Annotated in this window: 13 protein-coding genes and 2 pseudogenes; 13 read left to right on the plus strand and 2 right to left on the minus strand. The window is 42.2% G+C overall.

The window, feature by feature from the left end:
- Positions 1-162, plus strand: a pseudogene (locus C0J08_RS03415) (IS5/IS1182 family transposase); the annotation flags it as partial.
- Positions 163-298: 136 nt separating this feature from the next.
- Here the strand turns inward: C0J08_RS03415 and C0J08_RS22610 are convergent.
- Both C0J08_RS22610 and C0J08_RS03420 read right to left on the minus strand, forming a co-directional pair.
- A pseudogene (locus C0J08_RS22610) lies at positions 299-498 on the minus strand (IS30 family transposase); the annotation flags it as partial.
- A gap of 84 nt (positions 499-582) precedes the next feature.
- Positions 583-2307, minus strand: a complete 1725-nt coding sequence (locus tag C0J08_RS03420; protein WP_212654725.1) for an SLC13 family permease — start codon at positions 2305-2307, stop codon at positions 583-585.
- Positions 2308-2669: 362 nt separating this feature from the next.
- On the opposite strand from C0J08_RS03420, the gene C0J08_RS03425 reads away from it, so the two are divergent.
- The 12 genes from C0J08_RS03425 to C0J08_RS03480 all read left to right on the plus strand — a co-directional run bounded on the left by C0J08_RS03425 (position 2670) and on the right by C0J08_RS03480 (position 14622).
- Entirely contained in the window at positions 2670-3197 is a 528-nt protein-coding gene (locus tag C0J08_RS03425) for a hypothetical protein (protein ID WP_212654726.1), read from the plus strand.
- A gap of 46 nt (positions 3198-3243) precedes the next feature.
- A complete protein-coding gene (cysD, locus tag C0J08_RS03430) occupies positions 3244-4146 on the plus strand; it encodes a sulfate adenylyltransferase subunit CysD (RefSeq protein WP_212654727.1) in 903 nt (300 codons plus the stop codon).
- On the plus strand, positions 4146-6056 hold the full coding sequence (cysN, locus tag C0J08_RS03435; protein ID WP_212654728.1) for a sulfate adenylyltransferase subunit CysN: 1911 nt from the start codon (positions 4146-4148) through the stop codon (positions 6054-6056). Before cysD ends, cysN begins: the two co-directional genes overlap by 1 nt.
- A gap of 17 nt (positions 6057-6073) precedes the next feature.
- The gene (gene cysQ, locus C0J08_RS03440) at positions 6074-6877 is read left to right on the plus strand and encodes a 3'(2'),5'-bisphosphate nucleotidase CysQ (protein ID WP_212654729.1); all 804 of its coding nucleotides are present in this window, start codon (positions 6074-6076) and stop codon (positions 6875-6877) included.
- A gap of 172 nt (positions 6878-7049) precedes the next feature.
- A complete protein-coding gene (locus tag C0J08_RS03445; protein ID WP_212654730.1) occupies positions 7050-7247 on the plus strand; it encodes a hypothetical protein in 198 nt (65 codons plus the stop codon).
- Between the two features lie 185 nt (positions 7248-7432).
- Positions 7433-7789 (plus strand): transposase, encoded by a 357-nt coding sequence (locus C0J08_RS03450; protein ID WP_212654731.1) that lies wholly within the window; start codon positions 7433-7435, stop codon positions 7787-7789.
- A 1063-nt stretch (positions 7790-8852) separates the two neighbouring features.
- The gene (locus C0J08_RS03455) at positions 8853-9173 is read left to right on the plus strand and encodes a MarR family EPS-associated transcriptional regulator (RefSeq protein ID WP_212654732.1); all 321 of its coding nucleotides are present in this window, start codon (positions 8853-8855) and stop codon (positions 9171-9173) included.
- 106 nt (positions 9174-9279) lie between these two features.
- Positions 9280-10395 (plus strand): non-hydrolyzing UDP-N-acetylglucosamine 2-epimerase, encoded by a 1116-nt coding sequence (wecB, locus tag C0J08_RS03460; protein ID WP_212654733.1) that lies wholly within the window; start codon positions 9280-9282, stop codon positions 10393-10395.
- Between the two features lie 73 nt (positions 10396-10468).
- Positions 10469-11767 (plus strand): UDP-N-acetyl-D-mannosamine dehydrogenase, encoded by a 1299-nt coding sequence (gene wecC, locus C0J08_RS03465; protein WP_212654734.1) that lies wholly within the window; start codon positions 10469-10471, stop codon positions 11765-11767.
- Positions 11764-12954, plus strand: a complete 1191-nt coding sequence (locus C0J08_RS03470) for a UDP-N-acetylglucosamine 4,6-dehydratase (RefSeq protein ID WP_212654735.1) — start codon at positions 11764-11766, stop codon at positions 12952-12954. The genes wecC and C0J08_RS03470 overlap by 4 nt, the downstream gene beginning before the upstream one ends.
- A gap of 8 nt (positions 12955-12962) precedes the next feature.
- The gene (locus C0J08_RS22795; RefSeq protein ID WP_212654736.1) at positions 12963-13259 is read left to right on the plus strand and encodes a hypothetical protein; all 297 of its coding nucleotides are present in this window, start codon (positions 12963-12965) and stop codon (positions 13257-13259) included.
- 271 nt (positions 13260-13530) lie between these two features.
- On the plus strand, positions 13531-14622 hold the full coding sequence (locus C0J08_RS03480; protein ID WP_212654737.1) for a Gfo/Idh/MocA family protein: 1092 nt from the start codon (positions 13531-13533) through the stop codon (positions 14620-14622).

The raw sequence follows: 14622 nt of genomic DNA on the forward strand, positions 1-14622 counted from the left end.
CGAGCGAAAGTCGAGCACCCGTTTAGAATACTGAAATGCCAGTTTGGGTTCCGCAAAGTCGTCTACAAAGGCCTGTCTAAAAATGACAACAAACTCGCCGTGCTGTTTGCACTTGGAAATTTGTTACGAGTAGATCAGATGATACGTTCTGCACGGGGTTAATCCGTCCAAATAACGGTTGTAAGGTGCTTGAAGTACCTTACAAGTGGGTTAAGTGGTGATTAAATGTCGCTTCTGAGGAAATACTGTCACAAGCTGAAAGTCAGCTAAAAATTGTCTTACTTGTTCGTATGTTCCCTAACAGACCATTAAAGTTTTCATTTAAACCGCACTCCCAGAGTCATAGGGATTAGCAAAATACACATCGGTATTGAGTTTCTGGGCGATACTTTTGTGGGCATAGAGTTCCGTTCCATTATCTGCAGTGATTGTATGTATGTGACGATGATAACACCACAGCATATTACCGACAGCTCGACAGACTTCTTCGGTGTTTTTTGAGGGATAATCCCTCGAAAAATAACAGCAGCCAAAAGTAAAATTTTCTCGTACTTTAAACGCAGCAGTTTCACTCGCCGGATTTTACGTGAAAGGAAAGATAATCGGAGTCAATATCAATACACCAATACTATATAGCACAGTGATAGGTAATCCTGCTTTGATAAAGTCAGACACTCGGTAGTGTCCAAGCGAAAACACCATGAGATGGGTTTGATAGCCAAACGGGGTCAAAAAACAGGCGCTTGCTCCATAGGCAACCGCGAGAATAAACGGAGTAGGATCTGCGCCAAAGCTATTGGCTACACTTAGTGCAATGGGAAAGGCTAAAGCAGCCGCAGCATTATTGGTGACGGTTTCCGTTAGTAACAAAGTCAGAAAGAAAATGCTGATAAAAGCGATATAAACATTGGCAGAGCTGACATATTCTTTGAAAAAGTCAGCAATTAGCCCTCCCGCAGCAGAATGTTCAACGCCATAGGCAATGGCTAAAGCCGAGCCGATGACCATGACTAGCTCAAATGGGAAGCGATTGCGCAACTCGGAAGTGGTTGTTAGGCCAGTAACAAGACAAACCCCTAACAAGATCAAAAGGCCCTGAAGCAAAGGTAGTAACCCCATGGCAGAAGCAACGATGGCGGAGATAAAGCCACTAATTACTATGATACTGGTGATTAGGTTCAGCTGAGTGCTTTGGTTTCTTTCACTAAGTAAATGAAAATTGCGATCAACGGCGCGGTTGTTATTAAAATCATGCCCTACCGCCAACAGTAGACTGTCTCCAACTTTTATCGGGATTCGCCCCAGCTGGCCTTGTAAGCGTTTATTGCCGCGCCGTATTCCCACTACTCCGGCATCAAACATGGCCCTGAAGTCAATTTCTTGCAGTGTGCTATTCGCGATATCTGCATCACTGGTTACGACAGCTTCAACGAGATTGCTCCCCATTAAGTCATCGACACGTTCACCTAGCACAGAAAGCCCTGGAAAGCGCTGTAAAGTCTGTACTTTGGTGATTTCACCAGTAAAAATTAGGATGTCTCCGGCTGTTAGTACCTCATCAGGATGTACTGGGGAAATTAACTTGCCTTGACGTTCCAGTTCCAACAGAAACAAGCCATCTAGTTTACGTAATTGATTGGTTTCAATGTCGTGACCAACCATAGGTGAATCTTTATCTAATTCTGCGGTTAGAAAATAGGATTGTTCCTCAGTGATTTCTTGCTGATGATTCGGTAAAAAATGGCTGATGATCAAAATACCAGCAAGACACAGCAGGGCTACAGGTATGCCAACCCAAGCGAAGCTGAACATACTAAACTCCTCTAGTCCCGCATTTACCGCAAAAGAGTTAACGACTAAGTTTGTGGAAGTTCCGACTAATGTGGTGATGCCACCTAGTACCGATGCATAAGACAAGGGAATTAATAAGCGCGAAGGGGCGACATGTTGTTGCCGCATAATGCTGTTCAATAGCGAGGAAACGACCGCCGTATTGTTTAAAAATGCGGATAGTAACGCACTGCTAGTAACTATTCTGAGGCGTGACTGCGCTTCACGTCGATGTAAGAGAAATTCAGCCATGCGATGAAATAAGGGGGATTTTTCTAGTACTCCGGAAATAAGAATGAGTAGCACTAGAGTTGCTAGAGCTGAGTTTGTATATCCCTGCAAAAAAGTATTGATCGGCACCAAATCAAACAGTAGGTAAAGCGCCGCTAGCACGGTGAATGCGGTGGCTGGGCGTATACTGGTTTTCACCAACGTGATCAGTAGCACTGCTATCGACAATAAAACAATTATTCCCACCTTGGGTTCGCTCCGTTGAAATTGGCAAAGGAAGTGGCATTTTATGTCGATTTTTCATAAACTGTCGATACTTTTAGTTCATGTTATCATATAAATTTATAAATAATTTTTTATAAAACAATAATTTAACGTATATTTTTGATTAAATAGGTTTCTGCCATATTATGCTCGATAAAAGTAAAGTCGAGGCGGTCAAGCTGCGTTTGGCAGGAAGCCCGCTGCAGCAGATCTGTCTCACCACTGGGTTATCAGCACCCACTGTGCTCAAGGCGATGAGTCAATTTGAGTTATATGGTTGGCAAGGGTTGCAGAATAGAAAAGGTGGTCGCCCGAAGCGTAATACTAGCAATCTAGGAGAGCAGGTGAGTGCTACACTACTGAAGTGCGAAGGTCAGTGGCTTAATCGTGCCCGTTGGGCGTCGCGACTTAGTGAGCAGATGCAAAAGCAGATAAACGATCGTAGTGCCATGCGATATTTGCAAGACGCCGGTTTGGTGATGCCAGTATATAGCTGGCGACAATTGATTACTAAATCAGCCCAATCGAAATGGTCCCATCGTCTAAGCAAATTATATCAGGATAGGGGCATCAAGCTGGCTCCGACCATCGCTTACTGCAAAGAGATAGCGATCAATAAGCAGCGCTTTTTTGTACTAGTGTTGCAAGGCGAGAGAAAGAGAGTGCTCTGGCAAGTGAATCGAGACTGGCCAAACGTTGGTTGGTTAAGGCAAGCGTTACAAGAGCTTGAGCATAACAAACCGCGTCATGTATTGATGGTGGGGTTATACACAACTTCTACAGCTACAGCGGGTATGGCAACAGAGCTGGCGAGTATTGGCATAAAGCTGCTTATTCCCTATCCCGAAGAAACAAAATTACCGTGGTATTAGCACAAGCAGTCGCCACCCTTTGAATACGATAACAAGAGGATAGGATATGTCTTCATTGACACACTTAAAACGATTGGAAGCGGAAAGCATTCATATTATGCGGGAAGTCGTTGCCGAAGCAGAGAACCCCGTCATGCTGTACTCGATCGGGAAAGACAGTGCCGTCATGCTGCATTTGGCAATGAAAGCCTTCGCGCCGTCACTACCTCCATTTCCATTGCTGCATGTAGATACCCGTTGGAAATTCCAAGAAATGTACAAGTTTCGTGATGAAGTGACGAAACAATTGGGCTTGGAGCTGCTTGTTCATGTCAACCCTGAAGGTGTTGAAAAGAATATAAACCCGTTTGATCATGGATCAGCCTTACACACTGACATTATGAAAACCGAAGGCCTAAAACAAGCGTTAAATCAGTATGGTTTTGATGTGGCTTTTGGTGGTGCCCGTCGTGATGAAGAGAAGTCTCGCGCTAAAGAACGTGTCTTTTCTTTCCGTACTACTGATCACCGCTGGGATCCGAAAAGCCAGCGTCCGGAATTATGGAAGCTCTACAACGTCCGAAAACACAAAGGGGAGAGTATTAGAGTCTTCCCGCTGTCTAACTGGACAGAGCTCGATATTTGGCAATATATCTATTTAGAAGATATCCCATTGGTACCGCTTTACTATTCAGCCGTCCGTCCAGTTGTAGAGCGTAATGGCACACTTATCATGGTGGATGATGAACGCATGCCATTGCGAGAAGGGGAAGTGCCAATGCTGAAAAATGTACGTTTCAGGACACTCGGGTGTTACCCGCTAACCGGAGCCGTGGAGTCAGCCGCAGCAACCCTGCCAGAAATTATTCAGGAAATGCTCCTGACGAAAACATCAGAACGCCAGGGTCGCGTCATTGACCATGACTCCGCTGCATCTATGGAGAAGAAAAAACAAGAGGGGTACTTCTAATGGCGCATTTATCAGATCTAATTGAAACGGATATCGAACAGTACCTAAAGCAGCATGAAAACAAAGGACTGCTGCGTTTTATTACCTGTGGTAGTGTGGATGATGGCAAAAGTACGCTAATCGGGCGCCTGTTGTTTGATTCTAAAATGCTTTTCGAAGATCAGCTTTTAGCCATGGAAGCGGATTCCAAAAAATATGGCACTCAAGGAGAGGAGATTGATTTCGCCTTGCTAGTAGATGGTTTGGCGGCAGAGCGTGAACAAGGCATTACCATCGATGTAGCCTATCGCTTTTTCTCTACGGATCGCCGCAAATTTATCGTGGCAGACACACCTGGGCACGAGCAATACACCCGTAACATGGTCACCGGAGCTTCAACGGCAGATGCGGCGATTCTTATGGTTGATGCTCGTAAAGGTATTCTCACGCAAACTCGTCGTCATAGCTTCCTAATGTCACTGATCGGTATCCGTAAAATCGTGGTAGCCATTAACAAAATGGATTTGATGGGCTATTCCGAAAAAGTATTCAATCAAATACGAGACGACTACCGAGAATTTACAAAAGACCTGGTTTTTGACGAAGTGGTCTTTATTCCTATGTCTGCGCTCAAAGGTGACAATATCACCGCCCACAGTGAATCTACGCCTTGGTATCAGGGGACTACTCTGATGGGCTTCCTAGAAACTGTCGAAGTGGATGAAGATCGCTTGCAGAGTTCGCCTTTCCGTATGCCTGTGCAGTGGGTAAACCGTCCTAACCTAGATTTTCGCGGTTTCTCTGGCACCATCGCAAGTGGTGTGATTCGTCCTGGGGATGAGATTCGTGTCCAGCCTTCCGGTAATACTAGCACGGTTGCGTCCATCTACACCTATGATTGTGATTTAGATGAGGCAGTGGCTGGGCAATCAGTCACGCTCACTTTTAGTGATGAAATTGATTGTTCCCGCGGTGATGTGATCTCTACAGTGGAGCAGCCAGCCCAAACAGCACAGCAATTTGAAGTCACTATCGTTTGGATGCACGAAGAACCACTGCTACCAGGTCGCCCCTATCTAATGAAAGTCGGTGCACAAACGGTGATGGCGACGGTTACGGATATTAAATACCAAGTCAACGTGAACACGCTGGAGCATACTGCTGCTAAAAAACTAGAGCTAAATGGTATTGGTGTTTGTACCGTGAGCCTAAACAAGCCAATTGCTTATGATGCTTACAAAGACAATCAAGATACCGGTGGCTTTATCCTCATTGACCGTATGAGCAACAACACTATCGCTGCGGGTATTATTCATTTTGCTCTGCGTCGTAGCCAAAACATTCATATGCAACATATGGATGTTGATAAGCAAGCTCGGGCTCAAGCCAAGGGGCAGAAACCTTCTATCCTTTGGATGACAGGGTTATCAGGGGCAGGCAAATCTACCATTGCCAATCTAGTGGAGAAAAAGCTTCACACCATGGGTGCGCATACCTACTTGCTAGATGGTGACAATGTGCGCCATGGTTTGAACAAAGATCTTGGCTTCACTGATGGTGATCGGGTAGAAAATATCCGTCGCGTTGCGGAAGTAGCGAAACTAATGGTCGATGCAGGGTTGATTGTCATCACAGCATTTATCTCCCCATTCCGCTCTGAGCGTGCCATGGCTCGGGAGCTTGTTGCAGAAGGTGAGTTCCTAGAAGTTTTCATTAATACACCACTCAATGTGGCGGAAGACCGTGATCCAAAAGGCTTGTATAAAAAGGCTCGTCGTGGTGAGTTGAAAAACTTTACTGGTATTGATTCGGCTTACGAAGTGCCAGAGCAACCAGAAATAACGTTGGACACTACCAAACTGTCTGCCGAGCAAGCGGCGGATCAAGTGGTGAAATACCTGATTGACAATGGAATGGTGCATAGTACCTAAAGAAAATGGAGACAAGAATGGATAATCAACAACTGGCAGAGCTACTGCCCGTCGTAGAGCAGATCGCTTTGAATGCCGGTAGCTGCATTATGGAGATCTATCAGCGCGACTTTGAGGTGGATTTCAAGGCGGATGAGTCGCCATTAACAGAGGCTGATACAGCTGCTAATACGGTTATTGTCAAACAATTGCAGCAACTGACGCCGCATATTCCAATATTATCGGAGGAGGCCGTCGAAGCTTTTAAAGGTCCGAATGCAAAGGGCTTGTATTGGGCAGTGGATCCACTAGATGGCACTAAAGAGTTTATCAAACGTAATGGCGAGTTTACTGTAAACATTGCCTTGATAGAGATGGGCGTACCAATACTTGGAGTAGTTTATGCCCCAGTACTGGAGACGTCCTATGTGGCAGCTCGGGGGTTGGGAGCATTCAAAGCTGATAAGCAAATGAGGGCGTCTATCCAAGTGAATGAAGGTGCTACATTGCAAACTAATCTTAAAGTAGTCGGCAGTCGCTCACATGTGAGCGAGGAGATGCAAGAGTGGCTCTGTAAGTTGACTAACTATGAAATGGTTTCCATGGGCAGCTCATTAAAATTATGTCTAGTTGCTGAGGGTGCGGCAGACCTGTATCCACGTATTGGTTTGACGAGCTTATGGGATACCGCAGCAGCCCACGCAGTGGTTTTACAGGCAGGAGGTGTCGTCGCAGATACCCAAGGTAACGCGCTCTCTTATAGCAACCCAGAAACAGTGTTGAATCCCTATTTTTTAGTAGGGAACCTTAAGTTAATTAACTTGCTTTGTTTGTTGGAATGAGTATGTGCATTATCGGCGGATTAAACTATCTCAGCTGCTGATCAATAAGTTGCAGGATAAATAGCCGGTGCCTCATGTCAAATAGCGTTGAGGGACTGGGATGGTCTTCCCCAATCTCGTATATTGCGCCATATTAAAGGTGGGTTAATCAATTGAGTAGCGAGAGTCCACTATGAAAAGTATGCGTATCGGCTTGGATTTAGCAAAAAATGTCTTTAAGGTGTTTGCTGTTGATCAGGATGAAAAGGTATTACTAAGGACGACCATTAAACGCTCCAAGGCACTCGAATTCTTCGTTCAACAAGAACCTTGCATCGTTGGTATGGAGAGTTTTTTTTGGGGGGGCACACTGAGCAAGGGGGCTTCATAAACTGGGTAATGAGGTTCGTATGATGGCTCCACAGTTTGTTGCCCCTTACCGTAAAGGTGAGAAGAATGATCGCAATGATGTTGAAGCAATATTCGAGGCTGCGGGAAGGCCCCATATGCGTTTTGTTTCGATTAAGGGCGAAGAGCACAAGCCATTTAACGATTTATCGCGCACGCTCATTACTAGTGGCAGAGAGAGTTGCTTTGGTCAATCAGTTTCGTGAATCCCTGGCTGAATATGGCATTGTTATGCTGCAAGGTAGGTTCCAAGTTAGATCGAAATTACCAGAGATCCTGGAAGATGGCGAATACACACTACCTTATTTGGCGAGAGAGGTTTTCTCTGATCAATGTCGTAGATTGTGTGAGCTGGATCGAGTGATAGGCGATTATGATCAGAAGATTTCGTCGTTGTCTAAATCACAGGAAGTCACTCGGCGTAAGTTGGAAATTGAAGGAGTCGGACCGATTGCTGCGACTGCTATCGTTGCCTCTGCTGGCGATCTTCATGACTTTAAGAATGGTTGTCAATTTGCTGCCTAGCTAGGCTTTGTTCCGCGGCAATGCTCTTTAGGCGGTAAACAACGACAAGGTCGCAGAACGAAATGCGGAGAAACGCTTTTGGTTCATGGGGCCCGAGCCGTGATCCGGTTTTTTTTAGTGGCGTGAGGAGTCGATGGGTGAAGTTCCTGATATAACGCAGGGGGTGGAGCTGCGGTAGCTTAGTAGCAAAACATGCACGAATAATTTGGCCGATGATATCGAAAGAGACAAACTATCAATTGGTACCAGTGGTTTAAGTTTTAGAGATAGAGAGATACGAGGTTAGGAACAGAATTGCGAGAGTTGGTTTGATGGCATAACTGGTTGAACCGACGCCAGAACCTGAGTTCACATGGGGTCTTTGAGGCCGATAAGGAAATGAGAGGTTGACGGGGATGCCCTATGAGTGGCGGCCTAGTTTTTATTGGACCGTTACAGGGCACTCTTGCTTTTTAATCAATCTCTTCAGTGTCTGTTTGGTGTTGTTGTTTCTGTGCGACAAAAGTGCTTAACAAAAAAGGGCAATAATTCCGTTATCCCCCAAAAAGGCGGGATATCTGTTTATGTGTTGGGTTTTGCTTGTAATGGGTGGGTGGCAGTTTCTAAACAAGGAGGGCTTAATTATTGTCAATCTCGAAAACTACTTAAAACCCAATGGATGGCTCAAGTTTTCGTGATGTTCCGTTTCATCGTTCCTCTAGCTCGCAAAGGATTAATGTGCCTCAGTGTAGTGAGGCTTGCTAACGGGGGATTAGTAATGGTATTGATTTCTTCCCAATTAAATGTCACTTAGAGGACGTTATGTTCACTTCTTGTTAAGCGTAACCTACGCTCATTTTTACTAGCATTGATATAGATGACTGGCATCCTTTAGAAAAAATCTAATAATTTTAAAAGCACACTCTTTGCATAATACAAAGGGTTACATTATTATTGTTCACCAAATGAACGTGTTGAAAAAACAAGATAAACACATGAAAGGTTTCTATTTATTTTTTAATAAGCTCTGCCTCTTTAAGTGTCTCTTATCATCGTTGTCGCACATCTTATATAAGGTGTTTCTATGCTAACGGACGAATACCGCTACAAGATTTTAAAAGAACTACAGCAAGATCCAGAAATAAGTCAACGCGAACTCGCCAAGCGACTAAATATAAGTCTTGGTAAAGCCAACTTTTGTTTAAAAGCCTTAATTGAAAAAGGTTTGGTAAAAGTTGACAACTTTAAAAATAGCGCCAAAAAAATGGGCTACTTATACCTACTTACCCCAAAAGGCATAGAAGAAAAAGTAACCCTGACACAGCGATTTTTACAAAGAAAACTAAAAGAACATGAAGCTCTTGAAAAAGAAATAGAACAACTGCGAAAGGAAGTGAAAACATAAATTTTCACCTCATAGGTTAGATTAGACGCGGCACGAGGCATGATCTGACAATGAAAAGCTCGATGATGATTTAATTAAATAAACGAAAAAAGAGCCATACAACAAAATGAAAGTACTTACCGTTTTTGGTACCCGACCTGAAGCCATAAAAATGGCCCCTTTGGTACATGCACTGGCAAATGATAGTCGTTTTGAAGCAAAAGTGTGTGTTACCGCACAACATCGTGAAATGCTTGATCAAGTGTTAAATCTTTTCAAAATAACGCCAGACTATGACTTGAATTTAATGAAAGCAGGGCAGACGTTGCCTGAAGTCACTAGTCGTATCTTGCTTGAACTAACGCCAGTGCTGAAAGAATTTAAACCAGATGTTGTACTGGTGCACGGTGACACAGCCACCACTTTTGCTGCTAGCCTTGCTGCTTATTATGAGCAAATTGCCGTAGGGCACGTAGAAGCGGGTTTGCGTACGGGCAATATTTATTCGCCTTGGCCTGAAGAAGGCAATCGTAAGTTAACCGGTGCCTTAACAAAATACCATTTCGCACCGACAGAAAATTCCAAGCAAAATCTGCTTAATGAAAACTACGCCAGTGACAATATCCATATAACAGGCAATACGGTTATCGATGCTTTACTACTTGTGAAGGCTCAAATTGAATCTGATACCGCTTTAACCGACTCATTGTCTGCTCAATTTCCTATGTTGGACAGCAGCAAAAAGTTAATACTAGTTACGGGCCATAGACGCGAAAGTTTTGGTGGTGGTTTTGAACGTATTTGTGAAGCATTAGCGCAAACAGCAAAAGCACATCCTGATGTTCAAATACTCTATCCAGTGCATTTAAATCCCAATGTACAGGAACCGGTTAATCGAATTTTGAGCAATGTAAATAATGTGCATCTTATTGAGCCACAGGAATATCTTCCGTTTGTCTATTTAATGAACAAAGCGCACATAATATTGACTGATTCTGGTGGTATTCAAGAAGAAGCCCCCAGTCTGGGTAAACCAGTATTAGTTATGCGTGATACAACAGAGCGCCCTGAAGCAGTAGACGCAGGTACGGTAAAACTGGTTGGCACCGATGTTCTAAAAATTACCACGGCACTGAATGAGTTGCTAATGAATGAAGTGGTATACAGCGAAATGAGTCATGCTCATAACCCTTATGGTGATGGCAAAGCCTGTCAGCGAATTTGCGACATTTTGGCCGAATAATGACGTGTAGGCTGTGCTTTATAAGCCGACAATAGCGATAGTAACAAACACTTTTTGAATAATAAGGAAGAGTATGTCTTTTAATACGATTTCTGTGATTGGTTTAGGGTATATCGGCCTACCAACCGCAGCCATGTTCGCCTCGAGAAAGAAAAAGGTGACTGGTGTGGATGTTAATCAACATGCTGTAGACACTATAAATCGAGGTGAAATACACATTGTTGAACCGGATTTGGACATGATGGTTCATGCGGCCGTGACAGAAGGCTATTTAAAAGCCGTGTTAAAACCTGAACCTGCCGATGCTTTTTTAATTGCCGTTCCTACTCCATTTAAAAACGCCACTAATAAAGAAAGTGGTTCCGATATTCCTGAACCAGATTTAAGTTACATCCAAAAAGCCGCTGAAACGATAGCGCCTGTGTTGAGAAAAGGCAATTTGGTGATTCTTGAATCAACGTCACCTGTGGGGGCGACAGAGCAAATGGCAGAGTGGCTTGCTGCTGCGCGACCAGATCTTTCTTTCCCTTCTGCAAGCAATGCATCAATAGATGGCGTAGTGGATGTCAATGTGGCTCATTGCCCTGAACGCGTTTTACCAGGTCATGTGGTGCGTGAGCTAGTGGAAAACGACCGTGTCATTGGTGGCATGACTGCGAAATGCTCGGCGAGAGCCGTGGAACTATACAAAATTTTTGTACAAGGTGAATGTGTTGTTACCAATGCTCGTACGGCAGAAATGGCTAAATTGACAGAAAATTCATGTCGAGATGTACAAATTGCTTTTGCTAATGAGCTTTCCATTATTTGTGACAAACTTGATATCAATGTGTGGGAATTGATTTCGCTCGCGAACCGTCATCCACGTATTAATATTTTGCAGCCAGGACCTGGTGTAGGTGGACACTGTATCGCGGTTGACCCTTGGTTCATCGTTAGTAAGACACCAGATGAAGCCAAGTTGATTCATACAGCTCGTACAGTAAATGATGCCAAGCCTGAATGGGTGATTAATAAGGTTAAGGTTGCGGTGGCCGATTTTTTACAAGCGAATCCAGATAAAACAGCAAAAGACGTTATTATTGCTTGTTATGGCTTGGCATTTAAGCCAGACATTGATGATTTACGTGAAAGCCCTGCGCTTAATATCACGAAAAAAATTGCCGACATGCATGCAGGTAAAGTATTGGCAGTTGAACCAAATATTAAATCACTGCCCGCTATGAATTCTACGTTTGAACTTGTGAACTGTGATAATGCGAAAGAAATGGCGGATGTACATGTGCTATTGGTTGATCATAAAGAGTTTAAAAAATTACCTTTTGCTGTTAATTATCTTATTGATACAAAAGGGGTTTGGGATTGTTTATGAGTAATATTTTAAATTTGATAGGACGAGATCAAACACTTTTTACTTTGGATATATCAGCGAACGATGATGAGTTGAAAAAAAGAGTATCTTCCTCATCATTTCTAGTCTTAGGAGGGGCAGGTTCAATAGGACAAGCAGTAACGAAAGAGATTTTCAAACGAAACCCTAAAAAGCTGCATGTTGTTGATATTAGTGAGAACAACATGGTCGAGTTAGTTCGTGATATTCGTAGCTCTTTTGGTTATATCGAAGGTGATTTTCAAACGTTTGCATTAGATATTGGTTCGTTAGAATATGATGCCTTTATTAAGGCAGATGGGCAGTATGACTATGTATTGAATTTATCCGCCCTGAAACATGTACGCAGTGAAAAAGATCCTTTCACATTGATGCGTATGATAGATGTCAATATTTTTAATATAGATAAGACTATTCAGCAATCGATTGATTGTGGTGCTAAAAAATATTTTTGTGTTTCAACTGATAAAGCGGCAAACCCTGTCAATATGATGGGCGCTTCTAAGCGTATTATGGAAATGTTTTTAATGCGCCGTAGTGAGCAAATACCTATTTCTACAGCTCGCTTTGCCAACGTGGCATTTTCTGATGGATCTTTGTTGCATGGTTTTAATCAGCGTATTCAAAAACAGCAACCTATTGTGGCGCCAAATGATATCAAGCGTTATTTTGTGACGCCACAAGAGTCTGGCGAGCTTTGTTTGATGTCGTGTATTTTTGGTGAAAATAGAGACATATTTTTTCCTAAACTTAGTGAAGCTCTGCATTTGATTACCTTTGCTGATATCGCAGTGAAATACCTAGAGCAGAGAGGTTATGAAACTTATCTATGTGATAATGAAGATGAGGCGCGAGAGCTAGCAAAAACCCTACCTGCGCAAGGTAAGTGGCCTTGTTTGTTTACATCAAGTGATACAACAGGTGAAAAAGACTTTGAAGAGTTTTTTACTGATAAAGAAACGCTTGATATGACACGTTTTGAGAATTTAGGCGTGATAAAAAATGATCCTGTCTATCAGCAAGCACTTTTAGAGCTATTTGAACAACAAATTGTGGCTTACAAAAAAGACCAGGCTTGGACGAAAGAGCAAATTGTTGAACTGTTTCATAAAATGATTCCCGGCTTTGGTCACAAAGAGACCGGCAAGTATCTTGATAGCAAAATGTAGGGTGTCGAATGAGTGCAGCAGTTGTTACCTTTATCCGTGATCTATATCGAACCAACGAGTTTATCCCGTTGCATGCGCCTACCTTTTCAGGTAATGAGTTGAAATATGTTACCAAGACAATAGAAAGTACCTTTGTCTCTAGTGTGGGTAAGTTTGTTGAAGATTTTGAACGCAAAATAGAAGCTTATACGGGCACTACAAAAGCCACTGAGACAGTTAAGAAAAATGATAACAAGCTGGCGATGCTGTTTGCCTTAGCCAATGTGTTTAAAATTGATCAGATGATACGAGCAGCAAGGGGTTAGTCCGTTCAAAACCCACTAAATAAGGCTGATTCGGCTTATTTAGTGGCGAAAACACTTAAATGAGTGGCATCCTGTGTGTTTTTGTTCGAATGAAAGAAGCTTAGTGTATTGTGACTTCTTAATCGCAGTTTCCCTAGGTGAAGGACAGGATTGTAATCATTGTTAAATGATTTATTGGTTAGTTTAGGTTTAATAGTGATTTTTAATGGAGAGTGTTCGATGAATAGTTGTGATTCAGTTGGCAAGGATCTAGAAAAGGATAAAACGTTTTATGAATAGTATTAAAAAAATAATACGTTACATTTTTTTATATGGTCTACGAAGAACTTTAGTTAAAGTTTTATATTTAATGGATAAGCCTTTTTTATTTGTTTTTTTGCGTTTTATATATAATTTTGGTGTGAAAAATGAGGAGCGCATAGGGCTGATCGGGTTAGGTAATCACGGCTTCACGTTAATTGCTTTTTTTGTCAGTGTGATTGGAAAAAAGAAGATTTCATTTGTTGTTGATCCTTCCGATAGATCAAGAGTTCTAGCTGAAAAAGTATTAAAATGTAAACATTTTAGAAAAGTTGATGATGCTATTAATAGTGGTGTTTTTTATGGTGATTTAGTTTATATTGCTTCAGATCATTTTTCACATACTAGTCAGGCGATATTGGCAGCAAAAAACTTTGGGAAGGTTTATGTTGAAAAACCTTTGTTTGTAAGCTATGAACAACAGAGTCAATTCAAAGAAATTTTTGATCTGAATAGTAATGTTTTTACTGGTTTTAATAGACCTTATGCGCCATATTTTCAAAATTTGAAAAATGAATTAGGTAACGTTTTTTCTGTTTCTATGGTCATAAATGGACACTATTTACCTCCGGATCATTGGTATAGAGATTCAGCACAAGGTTCTCGGGTTTTAGGAAACTTAACTCATTGGTTAGATTTATCTTTACGAATTTTGTCATTAAAGGAAATACCAAAATCTGTAGAAGTTAAGGTATTGAAAGGTAATCTTGATGATATAACTGTTAGCTTGTTAGTTGGTGACTGTAAAATAGATCTATTGTTTTCTGCAAATTGTGAACCCGTCGATGGGGTTGAAGAGTTTATTTTTTGGAACTCTAACATATCAATGGGAAAGATTATTAACTTTAGAAGTATGGATTTTGTAAGGAAGGATCGCACTAGGGTCGTGTTTAAGAAGAAATCTAAAAATGTAGGTCATGGCGACGCCGTCATTGCTCCACTAAATGGATCACAACCAAACATACAAATTGCATATTTATCCTCTTGCTTGGCATTAAAAGTAGAAGAAATGTATGTTAACAATATTTCTAGTTCTTTAGTTTCATTTGATATTTGGGGGTAA

This window comes from Marinomonas sp. CT5 (assembly GCF_018336975.1).
Lineage (GTDB): Bacteria > Pseudomonadota > Gammaproteobacteria > Pseudomonadales > Marinomonadaceae > Marinomonas.

What these genes read in the sequence shown, in the direction of transcription:
- cysD (WP_212654727.1), top strand. Translation starts at nt 3,244, where the DNA reads ATGTCTTCATTGACACACTTAAAACGATTGGAAGCGGAAAGCATTCAT.
- C0J08_RS03455 (WP_212654732.1), top strand. Translation starts at nt 8,853, where the DNA reads ATGCTAACGGACGAATACCGCTACAAGATTTTAAAAGAACTACAGCAA.
- wecB (WP_212654733.1), top strand. Translation starts at nt 9,280, where the DNA reads ATGAAAGTACTTACCGTTTTTGGTACCCGACCTGAAGCCATAAAAATG.
- C0J08_RS03480 (WP_212654737.1), top strand. Translation starts at nt 13,531, where the DNA reads ATGAATAGTATTAAAAAAATAATACGTTACATTTTTTTATATGGTCTA.
- C0J08_RS03445 (WP_212654730.1), top strand. Translation starts at nt 7,050, where the DNA reads ATGAAAAGTATGCGTATCGGCTTGGATTTAGCAAAAAATGTCTTTAAG.
- cysN (WP_212654728.1), top strand. Translation starts at nt 4,146, where the DNA reads ATGGCGCATTTATCAGATCTAATTGAAACGGATATCGAACAGTACCTA.
- wecC (WP_212654734.1), top strand. Translation starts at nt 10,469, where the DNA reads ATGTCTTTTAATACGATTTCTGTGATTGGTTTAGGGTATATCGGCCTA.
- C0J08_RS22795 (WP_212654736.1), top strand. Translation starts at nt 12,963, where the DNA reads ATGAGTGCAGCAGTTGTTACCTTTATCCGTGATCTATATCGAACCAAC.
- cysQ (WP_212654729.1), top strand. Translation starts at nt 6,074, where the DNA reads ATGGATAATCAACAACTGGCAGAGCTACTGCCCGTCGTAGAGCAGATC.
- C0J08_RS03470 (WP_212654735.1), top strand. Translation starts at nt 11,764, where the DNA reads ATGAGTAATATTTTAAATTTGATAGGACGAGATCAAACACTTTTTACT.